Source organism: Allobosea sp. P1_A7 (genome assembly GCF_056406775.1).
The window spans coordinates 1-13,964 of sequence record NZ_JBFTZN010000184.1; the positions used below are offsets into that span (position 1 = coordinate 1).

The window sequence follows — 13,964 nt, forward strand, 5'->3', positions numbered from 1 at the left end:
GCCATTGCCRCCGCCGTGGCCGCCRCCATTGCCGCCRCCGTGACCGCCGCCATTGCCACCGCCGTGGCCGCCACCATTGCCGCCGCCGTGACCRCCGCCATTGCCACCGCCGTGGCCGCCGCCATTGCCACCGCCGTGACCGCCACCATTGCCACCGCCGTGGCCGCCGCCTGAGCCACCGTTGCCACCGGAGCCACCGCTACCGCCGGAACCGCCACTGCCGCCGGAACGGCCGTCACCTCCGGAGCCGCCACCGCCGCCCGAACTGCCGCTCCCACCGGACCCAGCGCCCCCACCGGGCCCAGCGCCCCCACCGGATCCACCGCCTCCGCCGGACCCGCCGCCCGAACCCGAACCGCTGCTGTTGCTCGCTGTGCTGGCGCCGCCGCCAGCAGGATTTCCGCCTTCGCCGCCGTTGCCGTTACCGTTGCCTGCCGGATTTCCGGCGCTGCCGGGTGCTCCTGAAGACAGTGCTCCCGTTGTCAGCGGCGGGCACGCCCAGTACTCGCCGCCGTCCTGCTGGTAGAGGGCACATGCCTGATTGGGCGCGCGCGTCCGGCGACCGTTGGGGGTGACAGCGGTGTAATACTGAACGCCGCCAGGGGCAGCCCCCTGGAAGGCGGGCGCCCCGGTGCCGATCGCCGCCGTGGCGCGCGGTGGACAGGCCCACAAGGGTCCGCTGTCATATTCCTGAATGACACAGTCCCGACTCGGCGCCCGCGTTTTGCGCCCGTTGGCCGTGACCGCGTTGTAATACCGCACCCCGCCGGGACCGGGGAGGCTGGAAGCCGATCCGGATGTCGCAGCCGCACTGCTCGCGGACCAATCCAGGCCTACAGGTCCACTCATCCTGTTGCGGCCGGACGGATCGCACTGCCAGAGCCTCTGGCTTCCGATGAGTTTGCTTTCGCAGGAACGATAGGGCTGTTGCGTCGGAGTGCCGTCTATCGCGAGGCCTTCATAATATTCGGGAAGGCCACGAGCGGCAGGATTCTGTGCGTAGGATAATGTTGATGTTGTAGCAAGCAAGCCGGCAATCAGTATGCTGGATTTTAGATATTTCATAGCAATGCCTCCCGCCCAGGGAGGCATTAAGCCGCCAGGGCGCTAATTGGTTTTTCTTTGAAATGCGAAGTTCATCTTCAATATTTTTCGTGCTTTCTCATTTTTGAACATATCGAGATTTGTTGGTTTTGCTCAATTTGGCTTTTACGCTAGGTCGTTTCTCCTTAGGGGGGATTTGCCTACACCCCGCACGAGGCTCCCTCGTCATCCGAAAAGGTAGGCATTCCGGCCAGAGGGCTCGAAAGTGCAGCATCTCGCATTAGCCCGTTGCAGGAACGGCAGGGCGCGAAAGTGGTAGATTGCATCTGCGCGCAGGGTGTCGGCGCACGCGAAGGCGAACGAATTGAGTGTGCTTCGACGGCCGTACGGCCAATTTCGTCGTTCGGGCTCTGGGTTGCGCGAAGGCACGGCGGGAAATGCCTGACGAATTTGCCTGGGAATTTCATCGGAACTTACGGTTCCCATGGCGGCAGTTCGGTGCTATCTCGTTGCGCGTCGCATGTGGCCGTCGAGGAGCGTGTGCGATCGTTTCGTGAGTGATTTGATGCACTTGCAGACAGTCGGGGTATAGCGCAGCCCGGTAGCGCATCTGCTTTGGGAGCAGAGGGTCCCAGGTTCGAATCCTGGTGCCCCGACCATTCTCGAGATCGCCTGGCCCGCTGTCGCGGGCCAATGGAATGACGAGCTGACGGCCGAGCCAGAGCATGACCGCACGCATTTACCGCCCAGCCCGCAATGCCATGCAGTCCGGCACGGCAAAGACCGAGCGCTGGCTGCTGGAATTCGAGCCGGAGCAGCCGCGCCAGATCGAACCGCTGATGGGGTGGACATCCTCTGCCGATATGAAGAGCCAGGTGAAACTCTGGTTCGACACGGAGGATGAGGCAGTGGCCTATGCCACGCGCAACGGCATCGCCTATCGGGTGGAGCAGCCCCATGTGCCGAAGCGGCGCGGCATGGCCTATTCGGATAACTTCAAGTTCAATCGTGTCGGGCAGTGGACCCACTGACCAACCATTTGGCGCCTGACCGGGCGCTTTCGACTACGGGCCCGTAGCTCAGTTGGATAGAGCAGCAGCCTTCTAAGCTGCTGGTCGCAGGTTCGAATCCTGCCGGGCTCGCCACTTCTATCGATCGCAGTCGCGGGACGCGCTGAGATCCACCAAGAATCGCACAGACGGATTCCCGCGATGAGCGACGTGAAGGACAGCAACGGCAATGTCCTGAGGGACGGCGATTCCGTGACGCTGATCAAGGATCTCAAGGTGAAGGGGACCTCCGTCACCTTGAAACGCGGTACCCTGGTCAAGAACATCCGCCTGACCGGCAGCGAGGATGAGATCGAGTGCAACGCCGAGAAGGTGAAGGGACTTGTGCTCAGAACGGAATTCCTGAAGAAGGCCTGACGCTGGCCCGAAGGGTCCAACCTTCTCCCCCGAGTTTCGGAGCCGCCGGAATCGACGGCGCCTGSGCATCGTAGGTCGAAGATCATCCGGCCGAAAAGGACGAAGGCCGCGAGGACTGCGCCAGAGAAGCCTGGCCACGGATAATCCTCCTGCCTCGTCGTCGCGGTTGCGGCGCCCGCAAGGGATATCCTGCGTTTGGCTTGCAGGAGGGGAGGTGGCGTCGTAAACGGCGTGCGTCGCCGGGACGCGGGCCGTTTTGCCTTGATCGCGCCCGAAAGCCCCGCCATGCCGGCGGCGCCCTGGGTCGATACCTGGCCTTGCGACATTCATGCCTGCGATGAACGCGACCTGGCCGGTCGCGAGGATGGACAATGCTTTCGCTCCGGCCCGTGTTTGACCGCATCTCCGTTTTCGCATCGGCCAGCCATTGGCGCGCCTGCGTCTTCCTGCTTCTGCTCTCCCTCGCAGCCTTCCTGCCGGGATTCACGAGCCTCCAGCCGCTCGATCGCGACGAACCGCGCTTCGCCCAGGCGAGCAAACAGATGCTCGAGACCGGCGATTTCGTCGATATCCGCTTCCAGCAGGAGGCGCGGCACAAGAAGCCCGTCGGAATCTATTGGCTGCAGAGCGCGGCTGTGACCGCCGGCGAGGCGCTGGGTGTCCAGGACCCTCGTCATCAGATCTGGCTCTATCGCGTGCCGTCGCTGATCGGCGCGGTTGCCACGGTGCTGCTGACCTATTGGGCGCTGCTCGCCTTCTTCAGCCCGGGCGTGGCGCTGCTCGGCGGGGCTCTGATGGCCGCTGCTGTGCTGCTCGGCGTCGAAGCCCGGATCGCCAAGACCGATGCGGTGCTCGCAGCCTGCGCGGTGGCGACGATGGGGGCATTGGCGCGCGCCTGGCTGGATTGGACCCGCTCGCTCGCCTTCGTGCCGGACCGCCGCAACTGGCTGGTTTTCTGGGGCGCGACAGCGATTGCCCTGCTGATCAAGGGGCCGATCGTGCCGATGGTCTGGGGACTCGCCACGATCGTGCTATGCATCCGCGAGCGCTCCTGGCGTTGGTTCTCATCGTTGCGCCCGTCCTGGGGGCTGCTGCTTTGCCTGCTCGTCGTGCTGCCCTGGTTCGTGGCGATCGCCTGGAAGACCGGCGGCAGTTTCTTCACGGCCAGCGTCGGCAACGATATGTTGGGCAAGGTCGCGGAGGGCCAGGAGAAGCACTGGGGTCCGCCCGGGCTCTATCTGCTGATCTTCTTCGGCACCTATTGGCCGGCGGCTGCTTTCGCCGCGATGGCGATCCCCTTTGCCTGGGTGCGTCGCCGCGAGCCGCAGATCATCTTCCTGCTGGCCTGGATGGTGCCGTCCTGGATCGTCTTCGAGGCGGTGCCGACCAAGCTGCCGCATTACGTGCTGCCGCTCTATCCGGCGGTCACGACGCTGCTGCTTCTGGCGATGGTCAATGGCGGCATCGATCGCCTTCGGCGTGGCGCGACCGCGACCGCCGCGCTGGTCCTGCTGGTCCCGACGGCGCTTGTCGGCGTGATCATCTATGCCAACTGGACGCTGGATCGCACCGTACCCTATCTCGCACTTCCAGTTTTCGCGCTGGCGCTGTTCGTGGCCTGGCGCGTCGTCATGGCGTTCCGGCAGGGCGACCTGGAGGGTGCGCTCTGGCGCTGCGTCCTGGCGAGCCTCCTGCTCTCGATCGGCGTCTACGGCTTTGCGATCGAGAGCCTGCGTTCGCTCAAGCTCTCGCCCCGTCTGGCGGAAGCCGTCCGGGCGGTCGGCTGTGCCGATCCCGCAGTGATGACCGTGGGTTATCGCGAGCCGAGCCTCGTCTTCCTGACCGGGACCGATCTTGCCATGGGGCCGAATGGTGCGGCGGCCGCTGCCTTCCTGAAGGAGCCCGGCTGCCGGATCGCGCTCGTCGAAAAACGCTTCGAAGCGGAGTTCCATGCCGGCGTCGCCGCCGCCGGGATCACGCCACGTCTCGTCACCTCGATTCCCGGCTTCAATCTCAATGGCGGCAAGCGGCTCGAGATGGCCGTGTTCGCGCGACAGTGAAACCTGCTTGCCCTGTTTGCGCGCTTGACGCAGTTTGCGCGCCGTTTTCCCGGATGAAGCTTTCGTGACCGAGACACAACCCATCACCTTGCCGCAACTCAGCGTTGTCGTGCCCGTTCGCAACGAAGTCGGCAATGTCGGGCCGCTGCTGGCCGATATCGAGGCGGCCTGCCAAACGCTCGGCGCCTTCGAGGTGATCTATGTCAATGACGGCTCGACCGATGGCACGGCGGCCGCGCTGCGCGAGCTCGGCACGACGCGCCCCTGGCTGCGTGCGATCCGCCACGAACAATCCTGCGGGCAGAGCGCGGCTGTGCGTACCGGTGTCCGCCACGCCCGGGCGCCGGTCGTGGTGACGCTCGACGGTGACGGCCAGAACGATCCGGCCTTCATCCCGGCGATGGTGCAGGCCCTGCACAAGGCCGGATTGCAGGCCGGGCTCGTCCAGGGCCAGCGTGTCGGACGCAAGGATACCGGCTTCAAGAAATGGCAGTCGCGCATTGCCAATGGCGTCCGCGGCCGCATTCTCAAGGACGGCACCCGCGACACGGGCTGCGGGCTGAAATGCTTCCGCCGTGAAGCCTATCTCGCCTTGCCCTATTTCGATGCGCTGCACCGGTTCATGCCGGCCCTGATGGTGCGGGAGGGCTACCAGGTCACGCATGTCGACGTACGCGATCGCCCGCGCCTGACCGGTGTCTCCAATTATGGCTTCTTCGACCGGCTCTGGGTCGGTATTCTTGATCTCGCCGGCGTCTGGTGGCTGATCCGCCGTCGCAAGCGCGTGCCGCAGATCGTGCCGGAGACGCTCTGATGCTGATCGACCTCCAGCAAATGATCGGCGAATATTTTCACGACGTCTTCGTGAACAATATCGACTGGTGGGTTCTGCTTGGCGTCGTGGCGCAGGCGCTCTTCACCATGCGCTTCGTGGTGCAATGGCTGGCGAGCGAGAAGGCCAAGCGGTCGGTCGTGCCGATGACCTTCTGGTGGTTCTCGATCGGCGGCGGAGCCCTGCTGCTGGTCTATGCGCTTTACCGCCGTGACCCGGTCTTCATTCTCGGGCAGGGCTTCGGCCTGTTCGTCTATTGCCGCAACCTGCAATTCGTCCTGCGCGCCAGGGCGAGGGGCGAGGATACCAACGCCGGTCCGGGCTAAAGCACGTCCTGACCACTGGATTGCGGCTTGCGGGAAAGCCGCTGAGCTAACCGACTTCGAAATCGCTGGCCGCGAAGCCGTATCGCGCCATCATGGCGCGGTGCCAATCGCTGCCGATCAGCCCGTCGAGAGCCTGATCGAACCGGGTCCGCAGATCCGCCTGCGATCTGGCGAAGGCAAAGGCGCCCTTTGCGGGTTCTCTGTCCTTCGCTTCGGCGGCCACGGGCACGATGGCAAGGGAGGCATCGGGGGTGTGACCGAGGAAGCCACGATGCGCCATGGCGACGCTGGCATAGGCCTCGGCACCTCGATCCCTGACCATCTGCACGGCGTCTTCCTGCGTCGCGACGCGCAAGACGCGGTTTCGCGGAATGCCGGCCGCGAGGCCCGACTGCTCCTGGACCTGGTCGGCCACCACAACGAGGCGGGCGCTTCCATCCTGCGCCAGCGCCTCGTAACTGCAGAAGCGATCTTCATCACCGTGCCTGACGAGGAGTCCGTCGCTCAGCGCCCAGACTGGCCGGCTGAAATCGACGCTTCTCTTCCGCTCCGGCGTGACGAAGAGCGGCGTGGTGATGGTCCAGCGCCCATCGACAAGGCCTGGCAGCAACTCGGAGAAGCTGGTCAGGCGCATCTCGACCGAGACAATGCCGATCTCCCGCAAGGTCTCGGTCATCAACTCGACATCGCTGCCGAGCGCGCGGCCATCGGGGCCGGGCCAGCAGAAGGGCGGCTCATCGAGATAGGCGAAAATGATCGCCTCTCGCATCGCCGCTCCGGCCTTTGGAATCACACCGCTGCCCGGAGGCGGKCAAAGCCGGCATCAAGATCGTCCTTGAGATCTTCGAGATCCTCCAGTCCGATATGGAAGCGGATGGTCGGCCCCTTGAAATCAGGCTCCGTTGCCGTGCGATAGCCCTTGCAGTCGAAGGGGAGGGCAAGGCTTTCATAGCCGCCCCAGGAGGCCCCCATCCCGAACAGGGTAAGTCCGTCGAGCATCGCGCCGACAGCCTTCTGCGCCACCGGCTTCAACTCGATCGCGAACAGGGAGGAGGCGCCGGTGAAATCGCGCTTCCACAGATCGTGGCCGGGATCGTTCGGCAGGGCAGGGTGCATCACGCGCGCCACCTCGGGACGGGCGGCGAACCAATTGGCCATCTCGATACCGGCGGGCATCTGCTCCTTCAGGCGGATATGCATCGTGCGGATGCCGCGCAGCGTGAGGAAAGCATCCTCGGGCGCGATGATGACGCCGAGCAGTTCCCAGGTCTCGCGCAACTGCCTGTAGAGTTCGGGGGTACGTGCCGAGATCGTGCCGATCAGCACGTCGGAATGGCCGGCGTAATACTTCGTGCCGGCCTGAACCGAGAGATCGACCCCGTATTTATGCGAATCGAAGAACAGCGGCGTCGCCCAGGTGTTGTCCATCAGCACCAGGATGTCGCTGGCATGGGCGGCCGCGACGATGGCCGGAATGTCCTGCATCTCGAAGGTCTGTGAGCCCGGAGCCTCGGTCCAGACCGCCCTGGTATTCGGTTTGAACAGCTTTGCGATGTCGGCGCCGGCCGCCGGGTCGTAATAGGTGACCTCGACGCCCATGCGCGGCAGGACCTTGTCGCAGAAATGACGCGTCGGCCGATAGACGCTGTCAGTGACCAGGAAGTGATCGCCGGACGACAGGGTCGCGAGCATGGGCAGGGTGCAGGCGAGCAGACCTGACGGGCAAACGACGGTTCCCGCACCGCCTTCCATGGTGTTGAGCGCCGCGATCAGCGCATCGATCGTCGGATTCCCTTGCGTGCCATAGGTGTAGCGGGCCTTGCGCGCCAGGAAATCCTCCATGTTCGGGTAGATTACCGTCGAGCCGCGCACGATCGGCGGATTGACGAAACCGTAGCTGTCGGCGGGATCCCGGCCGGCAAGGGCGAGGCGGGTCTTTTCGCGAAGCTGCGCGAACGCAGATGGAGACAGTTTTTTCATGGAGTCGGCGCTGGAGGGAGGTCCCGATCGAGGCAGTCAGGCTTGACCACATTTTGAAAGTCGCATGTGATGCAAGGGGTGGATAGATGCGTTCCAGGAAAGGGTCCCTTGCTTGACGCACATGCGCTGCTCTGGCAATCGACGCAGGGGAACGTCGCTCAATATATGGGCAACAAGTGGGGCGCGCACTCCCACTGGCGACGCAACTGAAGACTGCCCGCTGGCTGCGGCCAGCCGGGAGACCTCAACGGGAGAGAGTTCGATGGAAAAGTTCATGGCAGTTGCGATCGCGGGGCTGGGCCTCGCGATGACCGCTACGGTGGCAACGGCCCAGGCGCCCGCAACGCTGGCGCAGGTCAAGTCCCGCGGCATCCTCAACTGCGGCTCGAATACCGGTCTTGCTGGCTTCGGCGTGCCGGACGCTCAGGGCAACTGGCAAGGCCTCGATGTCGATTACTGCCGCGCGATCTCGTCGGCGATCTTCAACGACCCGACAAAGGTCAAGTTCATTCCGCTGTCTGCCAAGGACCGTTTCACGGCCCTGCAGTCCGGCGAAGTCGATGTGCTCGTGCGCAACTCGACCTGGACGATGTCGCGCGACACCGCGCTCGGCCTGCTTTTCACCGGCGTGAACTATTACGACGGCCAGGGCTTCATGGTCCGCAAGAAGCTCGGCGTCACCTCGGCTCTTCAGCTCTCCGGCGCGTCGGTCTGCACCCAGCAGGGCACCACGACCGAACTCAACCTCGCGGACTTCTTCCGCGCCAACAACCTGAAGTATGAAGTCGTCGCCTTCGCCTCCTCGGACGAGACGGTCAAGGCCTATGACGCTGGCCGCTGCGATGCGTTCACCACGGATGCGTCGGGCCTCTATGCCGAGCGCCTGAAGCTGACTGCGCCCGATGATCACATGGTTCTGCCTGAGATCATCTCCAAGGAGCCGCTTGGACCGGCAACCCGCAACACCGACGCCCAATGGTTCAATCTGGTGAAGTGGGTGCATTTCGCCATGCTGAACGCGGAAGAGCTCGGCGTGACCAAGGCGAATGTCGACGAGATGCTGAAGTCCTCCAACCCGGAGATCAAGCGTCTGCTCGGAACCGAGGGCAAGTTCGGCGAAGGCATCGGCCTGACCCCCGACTGGGCCTACCGGATCGTCAAGCAGGTCGGCAATTACGGCGAATCCTTCGAGAAGAACGTCGGCCAGGGTTCGCTCCTCAAGATCGCCCGCGGCCAGAACGGTCTCTGGACCAAGGGCGGCCTGCAATACGCTCCGCCGGTTCGCTGAACGCAGCTAGACATGTGGGCCTCGGCATCAGCCGAGGCCCCCTCTAAACCGCCGTCCATGCCATGAAGCCTGCGACAAACGGCATAATATCTGGCTCCCAGCCGACAAGATGATCGAGAGCGGGACGAACCTGCTTCGGAACTTGGGAGTACACAGATGAAACGGACCGTAACTGCGGTTGTAGCCACAGGCCTCATGCTCTGCGCGGCGGGCGCCGCCCAGGCGCAAACCACCACCTTGGCGCAGGTCAAGAACCGCGGGCAGCTGAATTGCGGCGTCAGCCCGGGCTTGGCTGGTTTCGGTGTCCCGGACGCTCAGGGGAAATGGACAGGCCTGGACGTCGATCTGTGCCGGGCGATCGCCGCGGCGATCTTCAACGATCCGAGCAAAGTCAAATACGTGCCGCTCTCGTCAAAGGACCGGTTCACGGCCCTGCAGGCAGGCGAGGTTGACCTGCTTTCACGGACCAGCACCTGGACGATGTCTCGGGATACCGCGCTTGGCCTGAGCTTTTCGACGGTGAACTACTATGACGGACAGGCTTTCATGGTCCGCAAGAAGCTCGGCGTCGATTCGGCGCTGAAGCTGGGCGGCGCCTCGATCTGCACCCAGCAGGGCACCACGACCGAACTGAATCTGGCGGATTTCTTTCGCATCAACAACATGAAGTACGAGGTGGTGGCCTTCAACACAGGGGATGAGACGATCAAGGCCTACGAGGCCGGTCGCTGCGACGCTTTCAGCGACGATTCCTCGGCTCTCTATGCGCAACGGCTGAAATTCGAGGCGCCGGATGACCATATCGTGCTTCCGGAGATCATCTCGAAGGAGCCATTGGGCCCGGTCGTTCGGAGCAGCGACACGCAATGGTTCAACCTGGTGAAATGGAGTCATTTCGCCATGCTCAATGCGGAGGAACTCGGTATCACCAAAGCCAATGCCGATGAGCAGCTGAAATCGACCAATCCGGAGGTTCGGCGGTTGCTCGGTGTCGAGGGCAAGTTTGGAGAAGCGATCGGCCTCAGCCCGGATTGGGCCTATCGGATCGTCAAGCAGGTCGGCAACTATGGCGAGTCCTTTGAGGCGAATGTCGGATCAGGATCGATCCTGAAAATCGCCCGCGGAAAGAATGCGTTGTGGACCAAGGGCGGACTGCAATACGCTCCTCCGGTGCGTTGAACAAAAGACTAGGCGGGGGCATTCTTGCCTCCGCTTCATTGACCGATGCCGAAGACGGAGGCGCGCTGAAAGGACGTACGGTCGGGCCCAAAAATCTGGTCCGAGACTTGCAAGGTTCGAGAACGGGAAAAACCCGTTCCGGCAACAGGGGAAATAAGAATGAACAGGTTTGTCAGTGCAGCGCTCGCCGTTGCAGCAACCGGTGCTTTCGCGGGCGGAGCGCAGGCCCAAACGGGGCTGCTGGCTCAGGTGAAGAGCCGGGGGCAATTGATCTGCGGTGTCGGCCCGGGCCTTGCGGGTTTCGGTATCCCCGATGCTCAGGGCAATTGGAGCGGCCTCGACGTCGATCTCTGTCGCGCCATTTCGGCTGCGGTCTTCAATGATCCGGCCAAGGTCAAATTCATCCCGCTTTCGTCGAAGGACCGCTTCACTGCCCTGCAGTCCGGCGAGGTCGACCTGCTCTCGCGCAACACGACCTGGACCATGTCGCGCGACACGTCGCTCGGCCTGAACTTCGCTGGCGTGAACTACTATGACGGGCAGGGCTTCATGGTCCGCAAGAAGCTCGGGATCGATTCAGCCCTGAAGTTGGCGGGCGCCTCCGTCTGCACCCAGCAGGGCACGACGACGGAACTCAATCTCGCGGACTTCTTCCGCGCCAACAAACTGAAATACGAAGTCGTCGCCTTTGCGAGCGCCGACGAGACGATCAAGGCCTATGAATCGGGTCGCTGCGACGCCTTCACGACCGATGCGTCCGGGCTCTATGCCGAGCGCCTGAAGCTCGGCGTCCCGACCGACCATATCGTCCTGCCGGAGATCATCTCCAAGGAACCGCTCGGTCCCGTCGTGCGCCACGGCGACGACGCCTGGCTCGATATCGTCAAATGGACCCATTTCGCCATGCTGAACGCCGAGGAACTCGGTGTGACCAAGTCCAATCTCGATGAGATGCTGAAATCCGAGAACCCGGAGATCAAGCGCCTGCTCGGCACCGAGGGCAAATTCGGGGAGGCTGTYGGCCTGAGCAACGACTGGGTCGTCCGCATCGTCAAGCACGTCGGAAATTACGGTGAGTCCTTCGAACGGAACGTCGGCGCCAACTCGCTGTTGAAGATCGCTCGCGGCCAGAACGCGCTCTGGACCAAGGGCGGCCTGCAATACGCGCCGCCGATCCGCTGATATTCGCGCTGCGCGGCGACCGCCGCGCAGCGCTCGCTACCGCCGAACGGCACGGACAAAAAGACGGCTGGCGATGCTCGATGCGGGCATTGCCGGACCACCGGCCGCCACCCAAGAACAAGAAGGGCGTGACACGTGACGACCATACCGACGGAGCCGGTCCAACCGGGCAAGGCCTCACTGCTCTACGATCCGAAGATTCGAGGCTATGTCTATCAGCTTGCCCTCTTGGCCGTCGTCGGGTTCCTCATCTACTCGGCCGCCTCCAATGCCATCGAGAACCTCCGGGCGCAGAAGATCGCCTCGGGCTTCGGCTTCTGGCACAATGCCGCCGGCTTCGACGTCAACCAGAAGCTGATCCCGTTCAGCGCCTCGGGCTCGACCTATGGCCAGGCCTTCTGCAACTCGAGCCTGGCGGCAGCCTGATCGTCCTGACCTTCCTGCTCGGGATCGTGGCGGCGATCACCTTCCGTTACTGGGCCCGCAAGCAGCAGACGGCAACCGGCAAGCAGTATCCGATCGGCTGGGTCGCTCTCGGCCTCGTCGTTGTGCTGCCCTTCTTCGTCTATCTGCTGATGGGCCGGCCGATCACCTTCATCTATCCCGAGCTCGCCGGTTTCAACCTGCGCGGCGGCATCCAGATCTTCCCGGAATTCGTGGCCTTGCTGATCGGCCTCACCACTTATACCGCGGGCTTCATCGCCGAAGTCGTGCGCGCGGGTATTCTCGCCGTCTCCAAGGGACAGTCGGAAGCAGCCCATGCGCTCGGCCTGCGGCCTGGGCCGACGCTGAAGCTCGTCGTGATCCCGCAGGCGATGCGCGTGATCATTCCGCCGCTGACCTCGAACTACCTGAATCTGACGAAGAATTCTTCGCTGGCGGTCGCCATCGGCTATCCCGATCTCGTCCAGGTCTTCACCGGCACGGTGCTGAACCAGACGGGGCAGGCGGTCGAGGTCGTCGCCATCACCATGGCGGTTTATTTGACGATCTCTCTCGTCACCTCGCTGTTCATGAATATCTACAACAAGCGCATGGCGCTGGTGGAACGGTGAGGGCGCCCCGATGACCGATGCAACCACCGAGAACTCCGCCTTCTTCATCCGTCGCGAAACCTTGCCGCAGGAAGCAGCTCCGCTATCCGTGGCAGGCCCGCTTGCCTGGGTCCGGGCCAACCTCTTCTCCGGACCCGTCAACACGATTCTGACGCTGGTCTGTGCCTATATCGTCGTCACGAGCCTGCCGGAGATTATCCGTTTCTACTTCCTCGATGCGGTCTGGACGGGCTCAAACCGCGATGCCTGCCTTGCCGAGAAGGTCGGCCGGCCGGTCGGCGCCTGCTGGGCATATGTGGCCGACCGCTTCCAGTATTTCGTCTACGGCTCCTATCCGGTCAGCCAGCGCTGGCGCGTCAACATCGTCTTTGCGATGTTCGCGCTCGGCGTCGTCTGGCTGCTCTGGAACAACGCCCCCCTGAAGAAGCTCGGCGCCTTCTTCTTCTTCGTGCTGTTGCCGATCAGTGCCTATGTCTTGCTGCTCGGCGGTCCCGGTGCGCTCAATTTATTGCGCTACCTGATCATCGCCACGGTCGCGCTGGCGGCGGTGTACATGGTGTTGTCCTTCGTGSCTTCGCTGGCGCGCTTCCACACCGGAGCCGGACAGCTCGCAGTCGAACATGAGCTGCCGCCCTGGAAGCGTTTCTATCGGCCCAAGCGCCTGATCCTGATGGCTCTTGTCGCCTTTGGCCTGATCGCCATTCTGGACCAGAGCGTCGGCCTGCCTCGGGTCGATACCGGCCTCTGGGGCGGGATGACGGTGACCTTCCTGATCGCGGCGGTCGGCATCGTCTTTTCGCTGCCGCTCGGTGTCGTGCTGGCGCTCGGACGGCGCTCCCGCCTGCCGATCATCCAGCTGCTCTCGGTGATCTTCATCGAGTTCGTGCGCGGCGTGCCGTTGATCACGGTGCTGTTCATGGCCAACACGATGCTGCCGCTCTTCGTGCCGCAGGAATGGTCGCCCGACCGCTTGCTGCGCCCGCTGGTCGGTGTTGCCCTCTTTGCGGCGGCCTATATGGCCGAAGTCATTCGCGGCGGCCTGCAGGCCATCCCGAAGGGCCAGTACGAAGGGGCGATGTCGCTCGGCCTCGGCTACTGGAACATGATGCGCCTGATCATCCTGCCGCAGGCGTTGCGCATCGTGATTCCAGGCATCGTCAACACCTTCATCGGGCTGTTCAAGGATACGACGCTGGTCACCATCGTCGGCATCTTCGACTTCCTGCGGACCATCGAGGCGACCCTGGTCGATCCGACCTGGGCGACGCCGACGACACGCGCGACGGGCTATGCTTTCGCCGCGATTTTCTATTTCCTGTGCTGCTGGGGCATGTCGCGCTATTCGATCTCGGTCGAACGCCGTCTTGCTGCCGGCCAAAGACGTTGAGGGAGACCAAGAACATGGCAATGGCAGAGAGCAACATCTCGATGCGTCCGGCGGCGCTGAAGCAGACCTCCCTGAACACGGATACGGCCGTGGAGATGATCGGGGTCAACAAGTGGTATGGCGAGTTCCATGTGCTGCGCGACATCAACCTGAAGGTGGCGCGCGGCGAGAAGCTGGTGATCTGCGGCCCCTCAGGCTCGGGCA

At 63.4% G+C, this 13,964-nt stretch carries 11 protein-coding genes, 2 tRNA genes and 2 pseudogenes; 13 read left to right on the forward strand and 2 right to left on the reverse strand.

Annotated elements, in window-relative coordinates:
- Positions 1-1,626: 1,626 nt before the first annotated feature.
- The 7 genes from AC1D34_RS25715 (at position 1,627) to AC1D34_RS25745 (ending at position 5,689) form a co-directional block, all read left to right on the forward strand.
- Positions 1,627-1,703 (forward strand) — tRNA-Pro (locus AC1D34_RS25715).
- A gap of 66 nt (positions 1,704-1,769) precedes the next feature.
- Positions 1,770-2,075: an ETC complex I subunit gene (locus tag AC1D34_RS25720; protein WP_441490017.1), complete on the forward strand. Its 306-nt coding sequence runs from the start codon at positions 1,770-1,772 to the stop codon at positions 2,073-2,075.
- Between the two features lie 37 nt (positions 2,076-2,112).
- A tRNA-Arg gene (locus AC1D34_RS25725) sits at positions 2,113-2,189 on the forward strand.
- A gap of 66 nt (positions 2,190-2,255) precedes the next feature.
- A complete protein-coding gene (locus AC1D34_RS25730) occupies positions 2,256-2,471 on the forward strand; it encodes an alkylphosphonate utilization protein (protein WP_441490018.1) in 216 nt (71 codons plus the stop codon).
- 371 nt (positions 2,472-2,842) lie between these two features.
- Entirely contained in the window at positions 2,843-4,531 is a 1,689-nt protein-coding gene (locus tag AC1D34_RS25735; RefSeq protein ID WP_476825715.1) for an ArnT family glycosyltransferase, read from the forward strand.
- 64 nt (positions 4,532-4,595) lie between these two features.
- Positions 4,596-5,345 carry a glycosyltransferase family 2 protein gene (locus AC1D34_RS25740; protein WP_441505476.1) on the forward strand — a complete coding sequence of 250 codons (750 nt, stop codon included), beginning with the start codon at positions 4,596-4,598 and terminating at the stop codon, positions 5,343-5,345.
- Positions 5,345-5,689 carry a lipid-A-disaccharide synthase N-terminal domain-containing protein gene (locus tag AC1D34_RS25745; RefSeq protein WP_113519074.1) on the forward strand — a complete coding sequence of 115 codons (345 nt, stop codon included), beginning with the start codon at positions 5,345-5,347 and terminating at the stop codon, positions 5,687-5,689. Before AC1D34_RS25740 ends, AC1D34_RS25745 begins: the two co-directional genes overlap by 1 nt.
- A gap of 46 nt (positions 5,690-5,735) precedes the next feature.
- Here the strand turns inward: AC1D34_RS25745 and AC1D34_RS25750 are convergent, their stop codons facing one another.
- A complete protein-coding gene (locus tag AC1D34_RS25750) occupies positions 5,736-6,458 on the reverse strand; it encodes a transporter substrate-binding domain-containing protein (protein WP_441505477.1) in 723 nt (240 codons plus the stop codon).
- A gap of 20 nt (positions 6,459-6,478) precedes the next feature.
- Positions 6,479-7,669, reverse strand: coding sequence for a cystathionine beta-lyase (gene metC / locus AC1D34_RS25755; RefSeq protein WP_476825716.1), 1,191 nt, complete (start codon positions 7,667-7,669; stop codon positions 6,479-6,481).
- A 274-nt stretch (positions 7,670-7,943) separates the two neighbouring features.
- On the opposite strand from metC, the gene AC1D34_RS25760 reads away from it, so the two are divergent.
- The 6 genes and pseudogenes from AC1D34_RS25760 to AC1D34_RS25785 form a co-directional block, all read left to right on the forward strand.
- Positions 7,944-8,957, forward strand: a complete 1,014-nt coding sequence (locus AC1D34_RS25760; RefSeq protein WP_441505479.1) for an amino acid ABC transporter substrate-binding protein — start codon at positions 7,944-7,946, stop codon at positions 8,955-8,957.
- 156 nt (positions 8,958-9,113) lie between these two features.
- A complete protein-coding gene (locus tag AC1D34_RS25765) occupies positions 9,114-10,136 on the forward strand; it encodes an amino acid ABC transporter substrate-binding protein (RefSeq protein WP_476770740.1) in 1,023 nt (340 codons plus the stop codon).
- A 159-nt stretch (positions 10,137-10,295) separates the two neighbouring features.
- Positions 10,296-11,318 carry an amino acid ABC transporter substrate-binding protein gene (locus tag AC1D34_RS25770; RefSeq protein WP_441505481.1) on the forward strand — a complete coding sequence of 341 codons (1,023 nt, stop codon included), beginning with the start codon at positions 10,296-10,298 and terminating at the stop codon, positions 11,316-11,318.
- Between the two features lie 135 nt (positions 11,319-11,453).
- Positions 11,454-12,373, forward strand: a pseudogene (locus AC1D34_RS25775) (amino acid ABC transporter permease).
- 10 nt (positions 12,374-12,383) lie between these two features.
- On the forward strand, positions 12,384-13,760 hold the full coding sequence (locus AC1D34_RS25780; protein WP_476825717.1) for an ABC transporter permease subunit: 1,377 nt from the start codon (positions 12,384-12,386) through the stop codon (positions 13,758-13,760).
- A gap of 41 nt (positions 13,761-13,801) precedes the next feature.
- Positions 13,802-13,964, forward strand: a pseudogene (locus tag AC1D34_RS25785) (amino acid ABC transporter ATP-binding protein); the annotation flags it as partial.

Bases quoted from the DNA above. Each gene is read 5' to 3' on its own strand.
- AC1D34_RS25745 (WP_113519074.1), top strand. From the start codon at position 5,345: ATGCTGATCGACCTCCAGCAAATGATCGGCGAATATTTTCACGACGTC.
- AC1D34_RS25735 (WP_476825715.1), top strand. From the start codon at position 2,843: ATGCTTTCGCTCCGGCCCGTGTTTGACCGCATCTCCGTTTTCGCATCG.
- AC1D34_RS25750 (WP_441505477.1), bottom strand. From the start codon at position 6,458: ATGCGAGAGGCGATCATTTTCGCCTATCTCGATGAGCCGCCCTTCTGC.
- AC1D34_RS25760 (WP_441505479.1), top strand. From the start codon at position 7,944: ATGGCAGTTGCGATCGCGGGGCTGGGCCTCGCGATGACCGCTACGGTG.
- AC1D34_RS25765 (WP_476770740.1), top strand. From the start codon at position 9,114: ATGAAACGGACCGTAACTGCGGTTGTAGCCACAGGCCTCATGCTCTGC.
- AC1D34_RS25720 (WP_441490017.1), top strand. From the start codon at position 1,770: ATGACCGCACGCATTTACCGCCCAGCCCGCAATGCCATGCAGTCCGGC.
- AC1D34_RS25730 (WP_441490018.1), top strand. From the start codon at position 2,256: ATGAGCGACGTGAAGGACAGCAACGGCAATGTCCTGAGGGACGGCGAT.